Annotated in this window: 17 protein-coding genes; 15 read left to right on the top strand and 2 right to left on the bottom strand. The window is 57.9% G+C overall.

Going from position 1 to position 15,616, the window contains the following annotated elements:
* Window positions 1-128: 128 nt before the first annotated feature.
* From M2422_RS11530 to M2422_RS11575, 10 genes are all read left to right on the top strand, one after another.
* Entirely contained in the window at window positions 129-905 is a 777-nt protein-coding gene (locus tag M2422_RS11530; RefSeq protein WP_023310303.1) for a threonine/serine exporter ThrE family protein, read from the top strand.
* On the top strand, window positions 896-1,369 hold the full coding sequence (locus tag M2422_RS11535) for a threonine/serine exporter (RefSeq protein WP_023310302.1): 474 nt from the start codon (window positions 896-898) through the stop codon (window positions 1,367-1,369). Before M2422_RS11530 ends, M2422_RS11535 begins: the two co-directional genes overlap by 10 nt.
* A 67-nt stretch (window positions 1,370-1,436) precedes the next feature.
* Complete coding sequence (locus tag M2422_RS11540; protein WP_033144567.1) at window positions 1,437-2,078, top strand: TetR family transcriptional regulator; 642 nt, start codon at window positions 1,437-1,439, stop codon at window positions 2,076-2,078.
* 41 nt (window positions 2,079-2,119) lie between these two features.
* Window positions 2,120-2,572, top strand: a complete 453-nt coding sequence (locus tag M2422_RS11545) for a MarR family winged helix-turn-helix transcriptional regulator (protein WP_064673267.1) — start codon at window positions 2,120-2,122, stop codon at window positions 2,570-2,572.
* Window positions 2,573-2,655: 83 nt separating this feature from the next.
* The gene (locus tag M2422_RS11550; protein WP_023310299.1) at window positions 2,656-3,084 is read left to right on the top strand and encodes an organic hydroperoxide resistance protein; all 429 of its coding nucleotides are present in this window, start codon (window positions 2,656-2,658) and stop codon (window positions 3,082-3,084) included.
* A 148-nt stretch (window positions 3,085-3,232) separates the two neighbouring features.
* Window positions 3,233-3,778 (top strand): primosomal protein DnaT, encoded by a 546-nt coding sequence (gene dnaT / locus M2422_RS11555; protein ID WP_029742210.1) that lies wholly within the window; start codon window positions 3,233-3,235, stop codon window positions 3,776-3,778.
* Entirely contained in the window at window positions 3,775-4,512 is a 738-nt protein-coding gene (gene dnaC, locus M2422_RS11560; RefSeq protein ID WP_023334409.1) for a DNA replication protein DnaC, read from the top strand. Before dnaT ends, dnaC begins: the two co-directional genes overlap by 4 nt.
* Window positions 4,513-4,594: 82 nt before the next feature.
* Window positions 4,595-5,077: a DUF2501 domain-containing protein gene (locus M2422_RS11565; protein ID WP_074399177.1), complete on the top strand. Its 483-nt coding sequence runs from the start codon at window positions 4,595-4,597 to the stop codon at window positions 5,075-5,077.
* Window positions 5,078-5,347: 270 nt separating this feature from the next.
* The gene (gene opgB, locus M2422_RS11570) at window positions 5,348-7,639 is read left to right on the top strand and encodes a phosphatidylglycerol--membrane-oligosaccharide glycerophosphotransferase (protein WP_047060246.1); all 2,292 of its coding nucleotides are present in this window, start codon (window positions 5,348-5,350) and stop codon (window positions 7,637-7,639) included.
* Window positions 7,639-8,154 carry a GNAT family N-acetyltransferase gene (locus M2422_RS11575; RefSeq protein WP_064673195.1) on the top strand — a complete coding sequence of 172 codons (516 nt, stop codon included), beginning with the start codon at window positions 7,639-7,641 and terminating at the stop codon, window positions 8,152-8,154. The genes opgB and M2422_RS11575 overlap by 1 nt, the downstream gene beginning before the upstream one ends.
* Window positions 8,155-8,244: 90 nt before the next feature.
* Here the strand turns inward: M2422_RS11575 and tsr are convergent, their stop codons facing one another.
* Window positions 8,245-9,909, bottom strand: coding sequence for a methyl-accepting chemotaxis protein (gene tsr / locus M2422_RS11580; protein ID WP_033146482.1), 1,665 nt, complete (start codon window positions 9,907-9,909; stop codon window positions 8,245-8,247).
* An 83-nt stretch (window positions 9,910-9,992) separates the two neighbouring features.
* Complete coding sequence (gene hpaR / locus M2422_RS11585; protein ID WP_023334396.1) at window positions 9,993-10,433, bottom strand: homoprotocatechuate degradation operon regulator HpaR; 441 nt, start codon at window positions 10,431-10,433, stop codon at window positions 9,993-9,995.
* Window positions 10,434-10,704: 271 nt separating this feature from the next.
* Here hpaR and hpaG point away from each other — a divergent pair, with 271 nt between their 5' ends.
* From hpaG to hpaH, 5 genes are all read left to right on the top strand, one after another.
* Window positions 10,705-11,982 carry a 4-hydroxyphenylacetate degradation bifunctional isomerase/decarboxylase gene (gene hpaG, locus M2422_RS11590; RefSeq protein WP_064673194.1) on the top strand — a complete coding sequence of 426 codons (1,278 nt, stop codon included), beginning with the start codon at window positions 10,705-10,707 and terminating at the stop codon, window positions 11,980-11,982.
* Window positions 11,979-13,445, top strand: coding sequence for a 5-carboxymethyl-2-hydroxymuconate semialdehyde dehydrogenase (gene hpaE / locus M2422_RS11595; protein WP_064673193.1), 1,467 nt, complete (start codon window positions 11,979-11,981; stop codon window positions 13,443-13,445). Before hpaG ends, hpaE begins: the two co-directional genes overlap by 4 nt.
* A 2-nt stretch (window positions 13,446-13,447) precedes the next feature.
* Window positions 13,448-14,299, top strand: coding sequence for a 3,4-dihydroxyphenylacetate 2,3-dioxygenase (gene hpaD / locus M2422_RS11600; protein WP_064673192.1), 852 nt, complete (start codon window positions 13,448-13,450; stop codon window positions 14,297-14,299).
* A gap of 9 nt (window positions 14,300-14,308) precedes the next feature.
* Window positions 14,309-14,689, top strand: coding sequence for a 5-carboxymethyl-2-hydroxymuconate Delta-isomerase (locus M2422_RS11605; protein ID WP_064673191.1), 381 nt, complete (start codon window positions 14,309-14,311; stop codon window positions 14,687-14,689).
* Window positions 14,690-14,811: 122 nt separating this feature from the next.
* Complete coding sequence (hpaH, locus tag M2422_RS11610) at window positions 14,812-15,615, top strand: 2-oxo-hept-4-ene-1,7-dioate hydratase (protein ID WP_039262280.1); 804 nt, start codon at window positions 14,812-14,814, stop codon at window positions 15,613-15,615.
* Window position 15,616 lies beyond the last annotated feature (1 nt).

Below are 15,616 nucleotides of genomic sequence, written 5' to 3' on the forward strand. Positions count from 1 at the left end.
TCCGCACGTAGGCGCTGCAACTGTTTGCATAAACCTTGATCTGGCCCACAGCAAGAGACACTGCACTTTGTGCTAAAAGTAATCGCTATGGGCCAACCGGCAACTTTCCACCTTCTTCAGGACAATACATGCAGGCAGATCGGTCAACGCAGCGTGCTATCACGCGGCTATGTATTCAGTGCGGTCTTTTTCTGCTCCAGCACGGCGCGGAAAGCGCGCTGGTTGAGGAGCTTTCCACCCGGCTGGGACTGGCGCTGGGTATGGATAGCGTTGAAAGCGCTATTTCATCTAACGCCATCGTGCTGACCACGATCAAAGACGGCCAGTGCCTGACCTCCACCCGCAAAAACCATGATCGCGGCATTAACATGCACGTCGTGACCGAAGTGCAGCACATCGTCATCCTTGCTGAACATAAGCTTCTCGATCTTCGGGAGATTGAAAAACGGTTCAGCCAAATTAAGCCATTGCGTTATCCGCGCTGGCTTGTCGTGGTGATGGTAGGGCTGTCTTGCGCCTGCTTTTGTAAGCTCAATAAAGGCGGCTGGGACGGCGCGATCGTCACCTTTTTCGCCAGCAGTATCGCCATGTATGTTCGCCAGCTGCTGACGCACCGGCAGCTGCATCCGCAAATTAACTTCTGCATTACCGCGTTTGTCGCCACCACGGTTTCCGGCCTGCTGCTGCGCCTGCCGCAGTTTGCCACTACCCCGACGATTGCCATGGCCGCCAGCGTGCTTCTGCTGGTTCCGGGCTTTCCGTTGATTAACGCCGTCGCCGACATGTTTAAAGGACACATCAATACCGGTCTGGCACGCTGGGCTATTGCCAGCCTGCTGACGCTGGCGACCTGCATCGGCGTTGTGATGGCCATGACACTCTGGGGGTTACGCGGATGGGCGTGATAGATTTTCTGCTGGCGCTGGCACAGGACATGCTTCTGGCCGCCATTCCTGCCGTCGGCTTTGCGATGGTGTTTAACGTTCCGCAACGCGCTCTGCGGTGGTGTGCGCTGCTGGGCGCGATTGGTCATGGCTCGCGAATGGTGATGATGACCGCAGGATTTAACATCGAATGGTCGACATTTATGGCCTCCATGCTGGTTGGCAGTATCGGCATTCAGTGGTCGCGCTGGTATCTGGCGCATCCCAAGGTGTTCACCGTCGCCGCCGTGATCCCAATGTTCCCCGGCATATCTGCCTATACGGCGATGATTTCCGCGGTGAAAATCAGCCATTTTGGCTACACCGAGCCTCAGATGATCCTCCTCCTGAGCAACTTTCTTAAGGCCTCGTCCATCGTCGGCGCGCTCTCTATCGGGCTGTCGATCCCCGGGCTGTGGTTGTACCGCAAACGCCCACGCGTTTGATATTTGTGTTATTTCGCTGCCATGGAGATAATCTTTCTGGTCCGTTTGGTGAAAATAAGGAAAGGATGTGGCTAACCCTGGCAGCGAACACCCCGAGCACAGCGAAGAATCCAGCCTGAAAGAGAAAATTTTTCAGAGCGCCATCGCGCTTTTTGCCGAGTATGGATTGAACGGTGCCCGCATGGAGCAGATCGCGGAGAAAGCGGGCACCACCAAACGCATGGTGGTTTACCATTTTAAGAATAAAGAGAATCTCTATCTCCTGGTTCTGGAACATGTTTACACCCAGATTCGCGCCAGTGAAAAAGCGCTAAGCCTGGCGGGAATGCCCCCCGTCGAAGCGCTGGTCAACCTGGTTGAAGCCACCTTTGACTATCATGCCGACCACCCGGACTACATCCGGATTATCTGCATGGAAAACATGCAGCGGGGCCGCTTTATGCAGCAGTCGAGCTATCTGCGCCAGGTCAACCGTAGCGCGCTCGACCTGCTGGAGGGCATCCTGCTCCGGGGCAAAGAAAAGCAGCTCTTCAGCCAGACGGTTGACGCCCGCGATCTTCACCGCCTGATAAGCAGCTTCAGCTTTCATTACGTTGCCAACAGCTACACCTTCACGCTCCTGTTTGAAGATGGGGCGGACGAACAGGCTCAGCGCCAGCACTACCGCAAAATGGCCGTTCAGGTGGCGCTCCGCTACACCTGCCCATAAAATTGCTTGCAATTAAATCGCACACTACCTATATTAATCTCATGAACGCGAAAACGAACGACGCAACCGCTGCGCTCAAGCTGGATAACCAGCTTTGCTTTGCTCTCTATTCGGCAAATCTGGCGCTTAATAAGCTGTACCGGCAACTGCTGGCACCGCTGAACCTGACTTACCCGCAATATCTGGTGATGCTGGTACTGTGGGAGCAGGATGACGTCACGGTGTCGGACATCGGCGAACGCCTGTTTCTGGACTCTGCAACCCTGACGCCGCTGTTAAAAAGGCTGGAAAACGGTGGGTTAATCAACCGTCACCGTTCGCGCAAAGACGAACGTCAGGTCGCCGTCACCCTGAGTGAAGCGGGACGTGAACTTCAGCAGCAGGCATTGGGTATTCCCCATGCGGTGGGTTGCGCAGCGCAGTGTGATACCGACACTTTGCTGGCGCTCAAACAGCAGCTCGAACTTTTGCGACAACAGCTACACCGCGCGTAAAGCTATACTTTACGCGTGATTATTACCCATATATATCGCACGCTATTTAATAGCACGCATTAAAGCAAGATGAGGAACCTGCCATGTCTTTAGAAAAAGTAGTGTATACCGCCAAAGCAAAAGCAACCGGTGGCCGTGACGGCCGCGCGACCTCTTCCGATGGCGTACTGGACGTAAAACTGGGCGTGCCAAAAGAGATGGGCGGCATGGGCGGAGAAGTGACGAACCCTGAGCAGCTATTTGCTGCGGGCTACTCTGCCTGCTTCCTGGGCGCGATGAAGTTCGTGGCCGCACGCGACAAATTCACCCTGCCAAAAGATGCCTTTATTGAAGGCGAAGTGGGTATTGGCCCGCTGCCAACCGGTTTTGGTATCGAAGCAAAACTGAACATCCACGTTGAGGGTATGGATCCTGCGGAAGCCAAAAAGCTGGTCGATGCGGCGCACATTGTTTGCCCGTACTCTAACGCGACCCGCGGCAACATCGACGTGACCCTGAACATCATCGCGTGATAAATACCTGATGGCACTGCGCTTTTCAGGCCTACGACCATAGCCCCGGTAAGCGCAGCGCCACCGGGGAAATCCCCTCCTTCCCTTTCCTCTCTCTGTGCTACCATAAGCCCATATCACGCCCGTAGTAATCAGTAGAGTAAGCGTTATGTCCTCCAGAATTCTGACCACCAGCATTGCTGGCATTGATGCCTTTATGCGCGACCCACGCGGTGTGTTGACCCATGCCGAAGGCGGCACGGTTGCGGTTTTTGCCGACAACGCGCCGGCGTTCTACGCAATCACGCCGGAACGCCTGGCACAGCTTCTGGAGATTGAAGCGCAACTGTCACGCCCGGCGAGCGATATCACGCTGGACAACCAGTTCTTTGATGAACCGGTTAACGTCCCCGTGACCGTTCCGATGGGAAAATTTGCCCTGTACGCGGGCTGGCAGCCGGATGCAGATTTTCAGCGGCAGGCCGCGCTGTGGGGCATTGCGCTAACCCAGCCGGCCACCGCGGAAGAGCTCGCCGCGTTTACCGCCTGGTGGCAGGCGGAAGGTAAAGTCTTCACCCATATTCAATGGCAGCAAAAGCTCGCGCGTCATCTTCAAATTACCCGCGCCGGCAACAACGGCCAGCCCAAACGCGATATCAACGCGTTTTCAGAACCGGATAAACAGATCCCCAGCGGATTCCGAGGTGCGAAATGAAGAACGTCGGCGACCTGATGAAACGTCTGCAAAAAATGATGCCTGCCAACGTGAAGCCCGCTTTCACCACGGGTGAAGAGCTGCTGGCGTGGCAAAAAGAGCAAGGTGAGATCCGCGCCGCCGCGCTCGCCAGGGAAAACCGGGCGATGAAAATGCAGCGCACCTTTAACCGCTCCGGTATCCGTCCCCTGCACCAGAACTGCTCGTTCGATAACTATAAAGTCGAAACCAACGGACAAATGAACGCCCTTGCCGCCGCCCGTCAGTACGTGGATGAATTCGACGGCAATATCGCCAGCTTTATCTTTAGCGGCAAGCCGGGTACCGGAAAAAACCACCTTGCAGCCGCCATCTGCAACGAGCTGCTTCTGCGGGGTAAATCGGTTCTTATCATCACCGTGGCCGATATCATGTCCGCGATGAAAGACACCTTCAGCAACCGCGAAACCAGCGAAGAGCAATTGCTCAACGATCTGAGCAATGTCGATTTACTGGTCATCGACGAGATTGGCGTTCAGACAGAATCCCGCTATGAAAAAGTGATCATCAACCAGATTGTCGACCGCCGCTCCTCGTCCAAACGCCCCACCGGCATGCTGACGAACCACAATATCGACGAAATGACCCGCCTGCTGGGAGAACGCGTCATGGACCGCATGAAGCTGGGTAACAGTCTCTATGTCATCTTCGACTGGGAAAGTTACCGCAGCCGCGTTACCGGCAAAGAGTATTAAGACAGTTCCAGGAATCGCCGCCAGGGCATAGGTATATACTGGAACCCTTCGGCCCAAAACGGACCTTTTTGAGAGAGCCATGATGAAAAAACAGATTCTAATCAGCACCTTTTTAGGCGCTATGCTGGTGACCGGCGCAGCGCAAGCGGCGTCCTGGCAGGAGTCCCTGTCAAGCGCGGCAAATGAGCTGACCAAAGAGAGCAGCGGCTCTCAGGGTGGACTCTCCGCCTCTTCCCTCACCAGCCTGCTGGGCAACAGCTCTCAGAGCCTTAGCGCGGGCACGATGAACAACGCGGCGGGGATTCTGGAATATTGCGCGAAGCAAAAGCTGGCCTCCGTGACCGACGCGCAAAACGTGAAAAACCAGGTGCTGGGTAAACTGGGGCTAGATACCCAGGAGCAAAAAGCGGACACCAACTATATGGACGGCATTCAGGGCCTGCTTAACGCGCAAAACGGGCAGCAGCTTAACCTGAGCACCCTCGGCAACTCTTCTCTGGCAAAACAGGTGAAAACCAAGGCCTGCGATCTGGTGCTGAAACAAGGCGTTAATTTCATCTCCTGATCCACCCCTTTTTCTGCCACAACACGCCGCGTTTAATGCGATAGTCTTGCAAAGCGGCGCTAAACGAACGTTTTTCCCACCTGCCACCGTCTCAGCGTCCGTTTGTCAGGATGCGACCTTCTTCATAAAAACGATTTTCTAAACCAAATCCTAACAACAGCACACTTTCGTGACACTAAAATTGCAGCTTAACGACATCGCAATTACATTGTATGACCCAAAAAATAAACAGTTAGCCAGCGAAGCACCTGGCGTCATGAGGATATGCTGTTGTCAGAATTCATGTCTCTTATCCTTTTTCTGGCTTCTGTCGGCGTTTACGCCTGGAAAGCCGGCCGTCACACCTGGTGGTTTATCGCCACGCTGGTGGTACTCGGCATTTTTATTATTTTAAACATTACCTTATACGCCAGCGACTACTTTACCGGTGACGGTATTAACGATGCGGTGCTCTACACGCTAACGAACAGCCTGACGGGCGCGGGTGTGGGCAAGTACATTCTTCCGGGGCTCGGCCTTATCGTCGCGCTGGTGACGATTTTTGGCGCGCTGGCCTGGGTGCTGCGTCGACGTCGCCATCTTCCGCACCATCATGGCTACAGCCTGCTGGCGTTATTCCTGGCGCTGGCCTCCGTCGACGCCAGCCCGGCGTTCCATCAGATCACCGAGCTGGTGAAATCCCAGTCGCGCGACGGCGATCCGGATTTCGCGGCTTACTACAAAGAACCGTCCAAAACGATCGCCAGCCCGAAGCTCAACCTGGTCTACATCTACGGCGAAAGCCTGGAACGCACGTACTTTGATAACGATGCCTTCCCGAACCTGACGCCGGACCTGGGCGCGCTGAAAAACGAAGGGCTCGACTTCAGCCACACCATGCAGCTGCCGGGTACGGACTATACGATTGCCGGGATGGTTGCCTCCCAGTGCGGTATCCCGCTGTTCGCGCCTTTTGAAGGTAACGCCTCAGCCTCGATGTCGACGTTCTTCCCCCAGAATATTTGCCTCGGCGATATCCTGAAAAACTCCGGCTACGAAAACTATTTCGTGCAGGGGGCAAACCTGCGCTTTGCCGGAAAAGACGTGTTCCTGAAATCCCACGGTTTTGACCACCTGTATGGCTCAGAGGAGTTAAAAACGACGGTTGCCGATCCGAGCTACCGCAACGACTGGGGCTTCTATGACGATACGGTACTCGACGAAACCTGGAAGAAATTCGAGGAGCTTTCCCGCGCGGGCAAGCGTTTCTCCCTCTTTGCGCTGACGGTGGACACCCACCATCCGGACGGGTTCGTCTCGCGCAGCTGCAAACGCAAAAGCTATGACGTGGATGGCAAAAACAACACGTCTTTCAGCGCCGTGACCTGCAGCCAGGAGCACATTGCCGCGCTGGTCGAGAAAATCAAAGCCTCGCCCTGGTTTAAAAACACCGTCATCGTCGTTTCGTCTGACCATCTGGCGATGAAAAACAGCGCATGGGATCGGCTCAACAAGCAGGATCGCAGCAACCTGTTCTTCGTCCTGCGCGGCGACCAGCCGCAGCAGGAGGTCATCGCCACCAAACGCAACTCCATGGATAACGGCGCAACCGTGCTGGACATTCTGGGCGGCGACAACTTTATTGGCCTGGGCCGCAGCACGCTGTCGGGGCAATCCCTGTCGGAAGTGTTCCTCAACATGAAGGATAAAATTCTCGCCTGGAAGCCAGACATTATCCGCCTGTGGAACTTCCCGAAAGAGATGAAGGACTTCACCGTCGATCGGGATAAAAACACGATTGCCTTCTCGGGCAGCAGCTTCCGTCTACCGCTGCTGGTGCGCGTGTCGGCGGGGCGCGTCGAGCCGCTGCCGGAAAGCGAATATTCCGCGCCGCTGCGCTATCAGCTGGCCGATTTTGCCCCACGCGATAATTTCGTCTGGGTCGACAGATGTTACAAGATGGGCCAGCTCTGGTCGCAGCCGCTGGCGCTTTCTACCGACTGGTGCGTCTCTCAGGGTCAGCTCGGCGGGGAGCAAACCGTGCAGCACGTGGATAAAGCCCAGTGGAAAGGCAAAACCGCGTTTAACGATACGGTGATTGATACCGCGCGCTATCAGCGTAACGTCGACATGCTGAAAATCAGCGATAACGACATTCGCTACAAAGCGGACAGCTTTATCTTTAACGTGGCCGGCGCGCCCGAGGAAGTGAAGCAGTTTAGCGGCATCTCGCGTCCGGAGTCCTGGGGGCGCTGGTCCAACGCGCAGCTGGGCAACGAGGTGAAAATTGAATACGCCCATCCCCTGCCGGAACAATTCGACCTGGTGATCACCGCCAGAGCGTATGGCCCCAACGCTAACAAGCCCGTACCGGTTCGCGTGGGCAGCCAGGAGCAGATGCTGACGCTCGGGAACGACGTGAGCACGCACACGCTGCATTTTGAGAACCCATCGCGCAGCAATACCCTGGTGATCGTGCCGCCGGATCCGCAGTCCACCAATGAAGGGAATATTCTCGGCCATTCACCGCGCGAGCTCGGCATTGGCATGGTCGAAATTAAAATTGTGAGTCGCGCAGGCTAATGGTCGACCTTAACCTCACCGTCCGCCCCACGCGTCCCGGCGACGTTGCCTCCCTGCCCGCCATTGAACGCGCGGCGGGCGAGCGCTTTCGTGAAAGCCCGGATCTCGCCTGGCTTGCCGACGGTGAGGTCATTTCCGCTGAGCAGCACCTGGAATATGCCGAACGTGGGCTAAGCTGGCTGGCGCTGGCGAACGGCCAGCCCGTCGGGTTTATCCTCGCCGAGGCACACCCTTCATCACTGTTTATTGTCGAACTCTCGGTTGATCTGGACTGGCAGGGAAAAGGGATCGGCAGGCAACTCATCGCCTGCGTGGCAGACCATGCCCGCACGCTGGGGCTGGCGTCGCTGACGTTGACGACGTTCAGGGACGTACCGTGGAACGCGCCGTTCTATGCAAAGCTGGGGTTTGAATACATAGCTGAACTCACGCCTGAACTGCGTGAAAAACGTGAAGAAGAAGCAGCGCACGGCTTAGCGTATAACTCCCGCTGTGCCATGCGTCTGCCGCTTTGATATCGCCCGGTGGCGCTTCGCTTACCGGGCCTGCAACAACCTTCCGTAGGCCGGGTAAGGCGTAGCCGCCACCCGGCACAACGCACCGGGTTAGAACGTTTCCCAGTTATCGCCTGAATCGGCCGTCGCGGTTTTACGCGCCATCACCGGCGTGGAAACCGCTTTAGCCGCAGCGAATTCGCGCGCTTTCATCTGCTCCTGCTGAATGCGGAACACCGCCACGGCCTGAGTCAGACGGCTCGCCTGCTCTTCCAGGGCGGCCGCCGCTGCGGCAGATTCTTCAACCAGCGAGGCGTTCTGCTGGGTCACGCGATCCATCTCAGCGACCGCCAGACCCACCTGGTCGATACCGCGGCTCTGCTCGTCAGACGCAGAGGCGATTTCACCCATGATGTCCGTTACGCGGGTCACCGCGTTCACGATCTCACCCATGGTTTCACCGGCGCTTTCTACCAGCGTTGAGCCCACTTCCACGCGGCCCACGGAGTCTTCAATCAGGCTCTTGATTTCGCGAGCCGCCTGGGCGCTGCGCTGGGCCAGGTTACGCACTTCACCTGCCACCACCGCAAAACCACGGCCCTGCTCGCCCGCACGCGCCGCTTCTACCGCCGCGTTCAGTGCCAGAATGTTGGTCTGGAAGGCAATGCCGTCGATCACGCTGATAATGTCGGCAATTTTCTGCGAACTGCCCGCGATATCGCGCATAGTCTGGACCACGTTATCCACCACTTTGCCGCCTTTCTGCGCGGTTTCAGAGGCGCTCAGCGCAAGGTGGCTCGCCTGACGGGCGTTTTCGGCGTTCTGCTTAACGGTTGCCGTCAGCTGCTCCATGCTGGCAGCGGTCTCTTCCAGGGAAGCGGCCTGCTGTTCAGTACGGGAAGAGAGGTCGTTATTGCCCATCGCAATTTCGCTCGCGCCGCTGTAGATCGCGTTCGCGCCGTTACGCACGTCGCCAACGGTACGCACCAGCTCACTCTGCATATGGCGCAGCGAGTCGGCCAGTTCACCCATCTCGTTGGTGCCCTGAACCTCAATGCGCTTCACCAGGTCGCCGCTGGCGATATGGCGAATGTTGTCGATCAGACGATTCAGCGGAGAGATCAGCGTCTGCTTGATGTTGAGCCAGACGGCCACGATCACCACCAGCACGGCAATCAGGACGCTGATCAGCACCCAGATAGCCTGGCTGTAGGAGCTGTTGCTGTCTTCGACCGCCGTCTGATACAGCTTGTCGTTCTGCTGCAGGTAGCTCACATACTGCTTCTCAAAACCGTCCTGATAGCTCTGGGTCGGCTGGTCGAAGAAGGCGTTGATTTTGCCGGCACCCAGCAGCTGAATCAGCTCCGCCAGCGCACCGTGGTAAATATCATAGTTACGCTTGATCTCCATGGCATCCGCATCGCTTTGACGCGGATCGCGCGGCAGGGCTTCGTAGGCAGCCCAGTTTTTTTCCGCCTGTTTCAGAGACGTAGACGCGATTTGCATCAAATCGTTAACGGTCGCGCCGCTGCCGATATTGCTCTGATCCATCATGTAGCGGATACCCGCACGGTTCAGGGTATTACGGGTTTGCAGCAACGCGACCCAGCTGGCGTTCAGCGTGGATTGTTGCTGGCGAATGGTTTGCAGGACGGTGAAATTCTCTTTGTCATTCTTAAGGGCATTAAAGAAAAGACCACCGGACGTGAGTTGTAAAAGGCCAAATATCGCTAAAACCAGCATTAAGCTGGTGACAATCTTGATACGGTTTAACATGTTTTCTCTTTCCTCAGACAGATACAGAATTTTCGGCCTGGAAAGGGAAAACTTTACGAAAATCATCCTGGAATTTGTGGTTTTTACTCTTCTTCCCGCGCTGCGTTATGCCGGTTTCCGAGTTCAATAAACTCTTCCAGCAGCGCCGTCAGCTGTTTCATCTTCTCAGGCGTGTATTCCGCCTCGATCTGCTGATACGCCTCTTCGACCTGCGCCTGGGCGTGTTCATACAGCGCATTCCCCTCTTTGGTCAGCGACACGTACAGCTTGCGCTGGTCGTTCACCGGCTTTAGGCGCAGCACCAGGCCGTCGCGCTCCATGCGCGTCAGGATGCCGGTCAGGCTCGGGCGCAGGATGCAGGTGCGAAACGCCAGATCGTGAAAATCCATCGACGGATGTTCAGCCAGCACGCGCACGATGCGCCACTGCTGCTCGGTCAGGTTATGGCGCTTCACGATCGGGCGGAAGTACGACATCGCCGCTTCCCGCGCCTGCAGCAGCGCGATGGTTAATGAATCATGCATAGCCTTTCCCCTTCCCATCATTAACAAGTAAACAATCCCTAAAAGATGCTTTTATAAACAACACGTTTTCCGTCAAAAAGTCTAACAGAAACCATTCATTTTTATTAAACATATGATTTACATATAAATAAAATCCAACATGTAAATTTATTGTTATTCCCATCACAAATATTTCACTTCTGATTGCGAAATAAACAGCAAAAGCATAAAACCAGATCATTAACATATTAATGAAATCATAACCCGGACCGTCGGAGTGAGGAGTATGTGAATGAAAGGTACCGTTTTTGCCGTCGCCCTCAACCATCAAAGCCAGCGTGAAGCCTGGCGTGAGGCCTTTGAAAAAGCTCCCTACAACACGCCGCCGAAAACGGCGGTGTGGTTTATCAAGCCGCATAACACGGTGATCCGCGCGGGCGAGCCGATCCCCTTCCCGCACGGGGAAACGGTATTAAGCGGCGCGACGGTGGCGCTGGTCGTGGGCAAAACCGCCAGCAAGGTTCGCGTGGAGGACGCCGCGGAGTACATCGCGGGATATGCGCTCGCCAACGAGGTGAGCCTGCCGGAAGAGAGCTTCTACCGCCCGGCCATCAAGGCCAAATGCCGGGACGGATTTTGCCCGCTCGGCGAACTGGTCGCCGTGGATAACGTGGATAACCTGACCATCATCACCGAGATCAACGGCCGCGAAGCGGACCACTGGAGCACGGCCGATCTTCAGCGCAGCGCCGCCGAACTGCTGAGCGCCCTGAGCGAGTTCGCCACCCTCAATCCCGGCGATGCGATCCTGCTCGGCACCCCGCAAAGCCGCGTGGAGATCCGCCCGGGCGATCGCGTGCGCGTTCTGGCGGAAAGTTTTCCGCCGCTGGAAAACCCGGTGGTAGATGAACGCGACGTCGCTAACACGCACAGCACGCCGCCGCACGCCACGCTGTTTGCCCTCGGTCTCAACTATGCCGATCACGCCAGCGAGCTGGACTTTAAGCCGCCGACCGAGCCGCTGGTATTTATCAAAGCGCCAAACACCTTCAACGGCGACGGCCAGACGTCGGTGCGCCCGAACAATATCGAATACATGCATTACGAAGCGGAGCTGGTGGTGGTCATCGGTAAAACCGCGCGTAAGGTCAGCGAAGCCGAGGCGATGGACTGTGTTGCGGGCTATACGGTCTGCAACGACTACGCCATCCGCGACTACCTGGAAAACTACTACCGACCAAACCTGCGGGTAAAAAGCCGGGACGGGCTGACCCCCATTTCCCCAAACATCGTGCCAAAAGAAGCCATCCCCGATCCGCACAACCTCACCCTGCGCACCTTCGTCAACGGCGAGCTGCGGCAGGAAGGCACCACCGCCGATCTCATTTTTAGCATCCCGTACCTGATTGCGTACCTGAGCGATTTTATGACCCTGCAGCCGGGCGACATGATTGCCACCGGCACGCCGAAGGGGCTGTCCGACGTGGTGCCGGGCGATGAAGTGGTGGTGGAAGTGGAAGGCGTGGGACGCCTGGTGAACCGGATTGTCAGCGAGGAGACTGCAAAATGAAAAAGATTAACCACTGGATCAACGGTAAAAACGTCGCCGGAAGCGAGTACTTCCACACTACCAACCCGGCCTCCGGCGAGGTATTAGCGGAAGTCGCCGCCGGCGGTGAAGGTGAAGTTCACCAGGCCGTCGCCGCCGCTAAAGAGGCGTTCCCGAAATGGGCCAACCTGCCGATGAAGGAGCGCGCGCGCCTGATGCGTCGTCTGGGCGACCTGATCGACCAGAACGTGCCCGAGATCGCCGCCATGGAAACCGCCGACACCGGCCTGCCGATCCACCAGACCAAAAACGTGCTCATTCCGCGCGCCTCGCACAACTTCGAGTTCTTCGCCGAGGTGTGCCAGCAGATGAACGGCAAAACCTACCCGGTCGACGACAAGATGCTCAACTACACCCTGGTGCAGCCGGTGGGCGTCTGCGCGCTGGTGTCGCCGTGGAACGTGCCGTTTATGACCGCCACCTGGAAGGTCGCGCCGTGCCTGGCACTCGGAAACACCGCGGTGCTGAAGATGTCTGAACTCTCCCCGCTGACCGCCGACCGTCTGGGCGAGCTGGCGCTGGAGGCGGGCATTCCGGCGGGCGTGCTCAACGTGGTGCAGGGCTACGGCGCGACGGCAGGCGACGCGCTGGTGCGCCATCACGACGTACGCGCCGTCTCCTTCACCGGCGGCACCGCCACCGGGCGCAACATCATGAAAAACGCCGGGCTGAAGAAATACTCCATGGAGCTGGGCGGCAAGTCCCCGGTGCTGATTTTTGAAGATGCCGACATAGAGCGCGCGCTGGACGCCGCCCTGTTCACCATCTTCTCCATCAACGGCGAGCGCTGCACCGCCGGCTCGCGCATCTTCATCCAGCAGAGCATCTACCCGGAATTCGTGAAGCGCTTTGCCGAACGCGCCAACCGCCTGCGCGTGGGCGACCCGACCGATCCGAACACCCAGATCGGCGCACTCATCAGCAAGCAGCACTGGGAGAAAGTCTCCGGCTACATCCGCCTCGGCATTGAAGAGGGTGCGACCCTGCTGGCGGGCGGCCCGGACAAACCGACCGATCTGCCTGCACACCTGAAGGGCGGCAACTTTCTGCGACCAACCGTGCTGGCGGACGTCGACAACCGCATGCGCGTGGCGCAGGAGGAGATCTTCGGGCCGGTGGCCTGCCTGCTGCCGTTTAAGGACGAAGCGGAAGGCCTGCGCCTGGCCAACGACGTGGAGTACGGCCTGGCGTCGTACATCTGGACCCAGGACGTCAGCAAAGTGCTGCGCCTGGCGCGGAATATCGAAGCGGGGATGGTGTTCGTCAACACCCAGAACGTGCGCGACCTGCGCCAGCCGTTTGGCGGCGTGAAGGCCTCCGGCACCGGCCGCGAGGGCGGTGAGTACAGCTTCGAGGTGTTCGCGGAGATGAAGAACGTCTGCATCTCCATGGGCGACCATCCGATTCCAAAGTGGGGGATCTGACCATGGGTAAATTAGCGTTAGCGGCAAAAATCACCCACGTTCCGTCGATGTACCTCTCCGAGCTGCCGGGGAAAAACCACGGCTGCCGCCAGTCGGCCATCGACGGGCATAAAGAGATCGGCAAGCGCTGCCGGGAGCTGGGCGTGGACACCATCATCGTGTTCGACACCCACTGGCTGGTGAACAGCGCGTACCACATCAACTGTGCGGACCATTTTGCGGGCGTCTACACCAGCAACGAGCTGCCGCACTTTATCCGCGACATGACCTACGACTACGACGGCAACCCGGCGCTCGGCCAGCTGATCGCCGACGAGGCGGTGAAGCTCGGCGTGCGCGCCAAAGCGCACAACATCCCGAGCCTCAAGCTGGAGTACGGCACGCTGGTGCCGATGCGCTACATGAACGCGGATAAGCACTTCAAGGTAGTCTCCATCTCGGCGTTCTGCACGGTTCACGACTTCGCCGACAGCCGCAGGCTGGGCGAGGCCATCGTCAGCGCCATCGAAAAATACGACGGCACCGTGGCGGTGCTCGCCAGCGGCTCGCTGTCGCACCGCTTTATCGACGACCAGCGCGCGGAGGAAGGGATGAACAGCTACACCCGCGAGTTCGACCGCCAGATGGACGAGCGCGTGGTGAAGCTGTGGCGCGAAGGCCAGTTTAAGGAATTTTGCAGCATGCTGCCGGAGTACGCCGACTACTGCTACGGCGAGGGCAACATGCACGACACGGTGATGCTGCTGGGGATGCTCGGCTGGGACCAGTACGACGGCAAGGTGGAGTTCCTCACCGAGCTGTTCGCCAGCTCCGGCACCGGCCAGGTCAACGCCGTTTTCCCGCTGCCCGCGTAAGGAGCCACCATGCCGCACTTTATTGCTGAATGTACCGACAACATCCGCGAGCAGGCCGACCTGCCGGGGCTGTTTGCCAAAGTGAACGAGGCGCTGGCCGCCACGGGCATCTTCCCCATCGGCGGCATCCGCAGCCGCGCCCACTGGCTGGACACCTGGCAGATGGCCGACGGCAGGCACGATTACGCCTTTGTGCATATGACGCTGAAGATTGGCTCCGGGCGCAGCCTGGAGAGCCGGGAAGCCGTGGGGGAGATGCTGTTTGCGCTGATCAAAATGCACTTCTCGGCGCTAATGGCGAGCCGCTATCTGGCGCTGTCGTTCGAGCTCGAGGAGCTGCACCCGACGCTCAATTACAAACAAAACAACGTGCACGCGTTGTTTAAGTAATACCGTCCCCTCTCCCTTTGGGAGAGGGTTAGGGTGAGGGGAAATCTCTGCGGCCTGATGCCCTCACCCCGTCCCTCTCCCACGGGGAGAGGGAGAAAACAAACGTAAAACAGGATATCGCCATGCTCGACAAACATACCCATACCCTGATCGCCCATCGTCTGCATCAGGCGGAACAGTCCCGGGAGCAGATCCGCCAGATCTCTCTCGACTACCCGACGATCACCATCGACGACGCCTACGCCGTCCAGCGCGAATGGGTCAGCCTGAAGATTGCCGAAGGACGCGTGCTGAAGGGCCACAAGATCGGCCTCACCTCCAAAGCGATGCAGGCCAGCTCCCAGATAAGCGAGCCGGACTACGGCGCGCTGCTGGACGACATGTTCTTCCACGACGGCAGCGACATTCCCGTCGATCGCTTTATCGTTCCGCGTATCGAAGTGGAGCTGGCCTTTGTGCTGGCAAAACCGCTGCGCGGCCCGAACTGCACCATCTTCGACGTCTACAACGCTACGGACTACGTGATCCCCGCGCTGGAGCTGATCGACGCCCGCTGCCACAACGTTGACCCGGAAACCCAGCGCCCGCGCAAGGTGTTCGATACCATCTCCGATAACGCCGCCAACGCGGGGGTGATCCTCGGCGGTCGTCCGATTAAGCCCGACGAGCTGGATCTGCGCTGGATCTCCGCCCTGCTCTACCGCAACGGCGTGATCGAAGAGACCGGCGTCGCCGCAGGCGTGCTTAACCACCCGGCGAACGGCGTGGCGTGGCTGGCGAACAAGCTGGCACCGTACGACGTGCAGCTTGAGCCTGGCCAGATTATTCTCGGCGGCTCCTTTACCCGCCCGGTGCCCGCCAGCAGAGGCGACACCTTCCACGTCGACTACGGCAACATGGGCTCCATCAGCTGCCGCTTTGTGTAAG

This window comes from Enterobacter sp. SLBN-59 (genome assembly GCF_024807915.1).
GTDB classification, from domain to species: domain Bacteria; phylum Pseudomonadota; class Gammaproteobacteria; order Enterobacterales; family Enterobacteriaceae; genus Enterobacter; species Enterobacter asburiae_B.

Coding starts and splice junctions, on each gene's coding strand:
- M2422_RS11530 (WP_023310303.1), top strand. CDS start 129: ATGCAGGCAGATCGGTCAACGCAGCGTGCTATCACGCGGCTATGTATT.
- M2422_RS11535 (WP_023310302.1), top strand. CDS start 896: ATGGGCGTGATAGATTTTCTGCTGGCGCTGGCACAGGACATGCTTCTG.
- M2422_RS11545 (WP_064673267.1), top strand. CDS start 2,120: ATGAACGCGAAAACGAACGACGCAACCGCTGCGCTCAAGCTGGATAAC.
- M2422_RS11550 (WP_023310299.1), top strand. CDS start 2,656: ATGTCTTTAGAAAAAGTAGTGTATACCGCCAAAGCAAAAGCAACCGGT.
- dnaT (WP_029742210.1), top strand. CDS start 3,233: ATGTCCTCCAGAATTCTGACCACCAGCATTGCTGGCATTGATGCCTTT.
- dnaC (WP_023334409.1), top strand. CDS start 3,775: ATGAAGAACGTCGGCGACCTGATGAAACGTCTGCAAAAAATGATGCCT.
- M2422_RS11565 (WP_074399177.1), top strand. CDS start 4,595: ATGAAAAAACAGATTCTAATCAGCACCTTTTTAGGCGCTATGCTGGTG.
- M2422_RS11575 (WP_064673195.1), top strand. CDS start 7,639: ATGGTCGACCTTAACCTCACCGTCCGCCCCACGCGTCCCGGCGACGTT.
- tsr (WP_033146482.1), bottom strand. CDS start 9,909: ATGTTAAACCGTATCAAGATTGTCACCAGCTTAATGCTGGTTTTAGCG.
- hpaR (WP_023334396.1), bottom strand. CDS start 10,433: ATGCATGATTCATTAACCATCGCGCTGCTGCAGGCGCGGGAAGCGGCG.
- hpaG (WP_064673194.1), top strand. CDS start 10,705: ATGAAAGGTACCGTTTTTGCCGTCGCCCTCAACCATCAAAGCCAGCGT.
- hpaE (WP_064673193.1), top strand. CDS start 11,979: ATGAAAAAGATTAACCACTGGATCAACGGTAAAAACGTCGCCGGAAGC.
- hpaD (WP_064673192.1), top strand. CDS start 13,448: ATGGGTAAATTAGCGTTAGCGGCAAAAATCACCCACGTTCCGTCGATG.
- M2422_RS11605 (WP_064673191.1), top strand. CDS start 14,309: ATGCCGCACTTTATTGCTGAATGTACCGACAACATCCGCGAGCAGGCC.
- hpaH (WP_039262280.1), top strand. CDS start 14,812: ATGCTCGACAAACATACCCATACCCTGATCGCCCATCGTCTGCATCAG.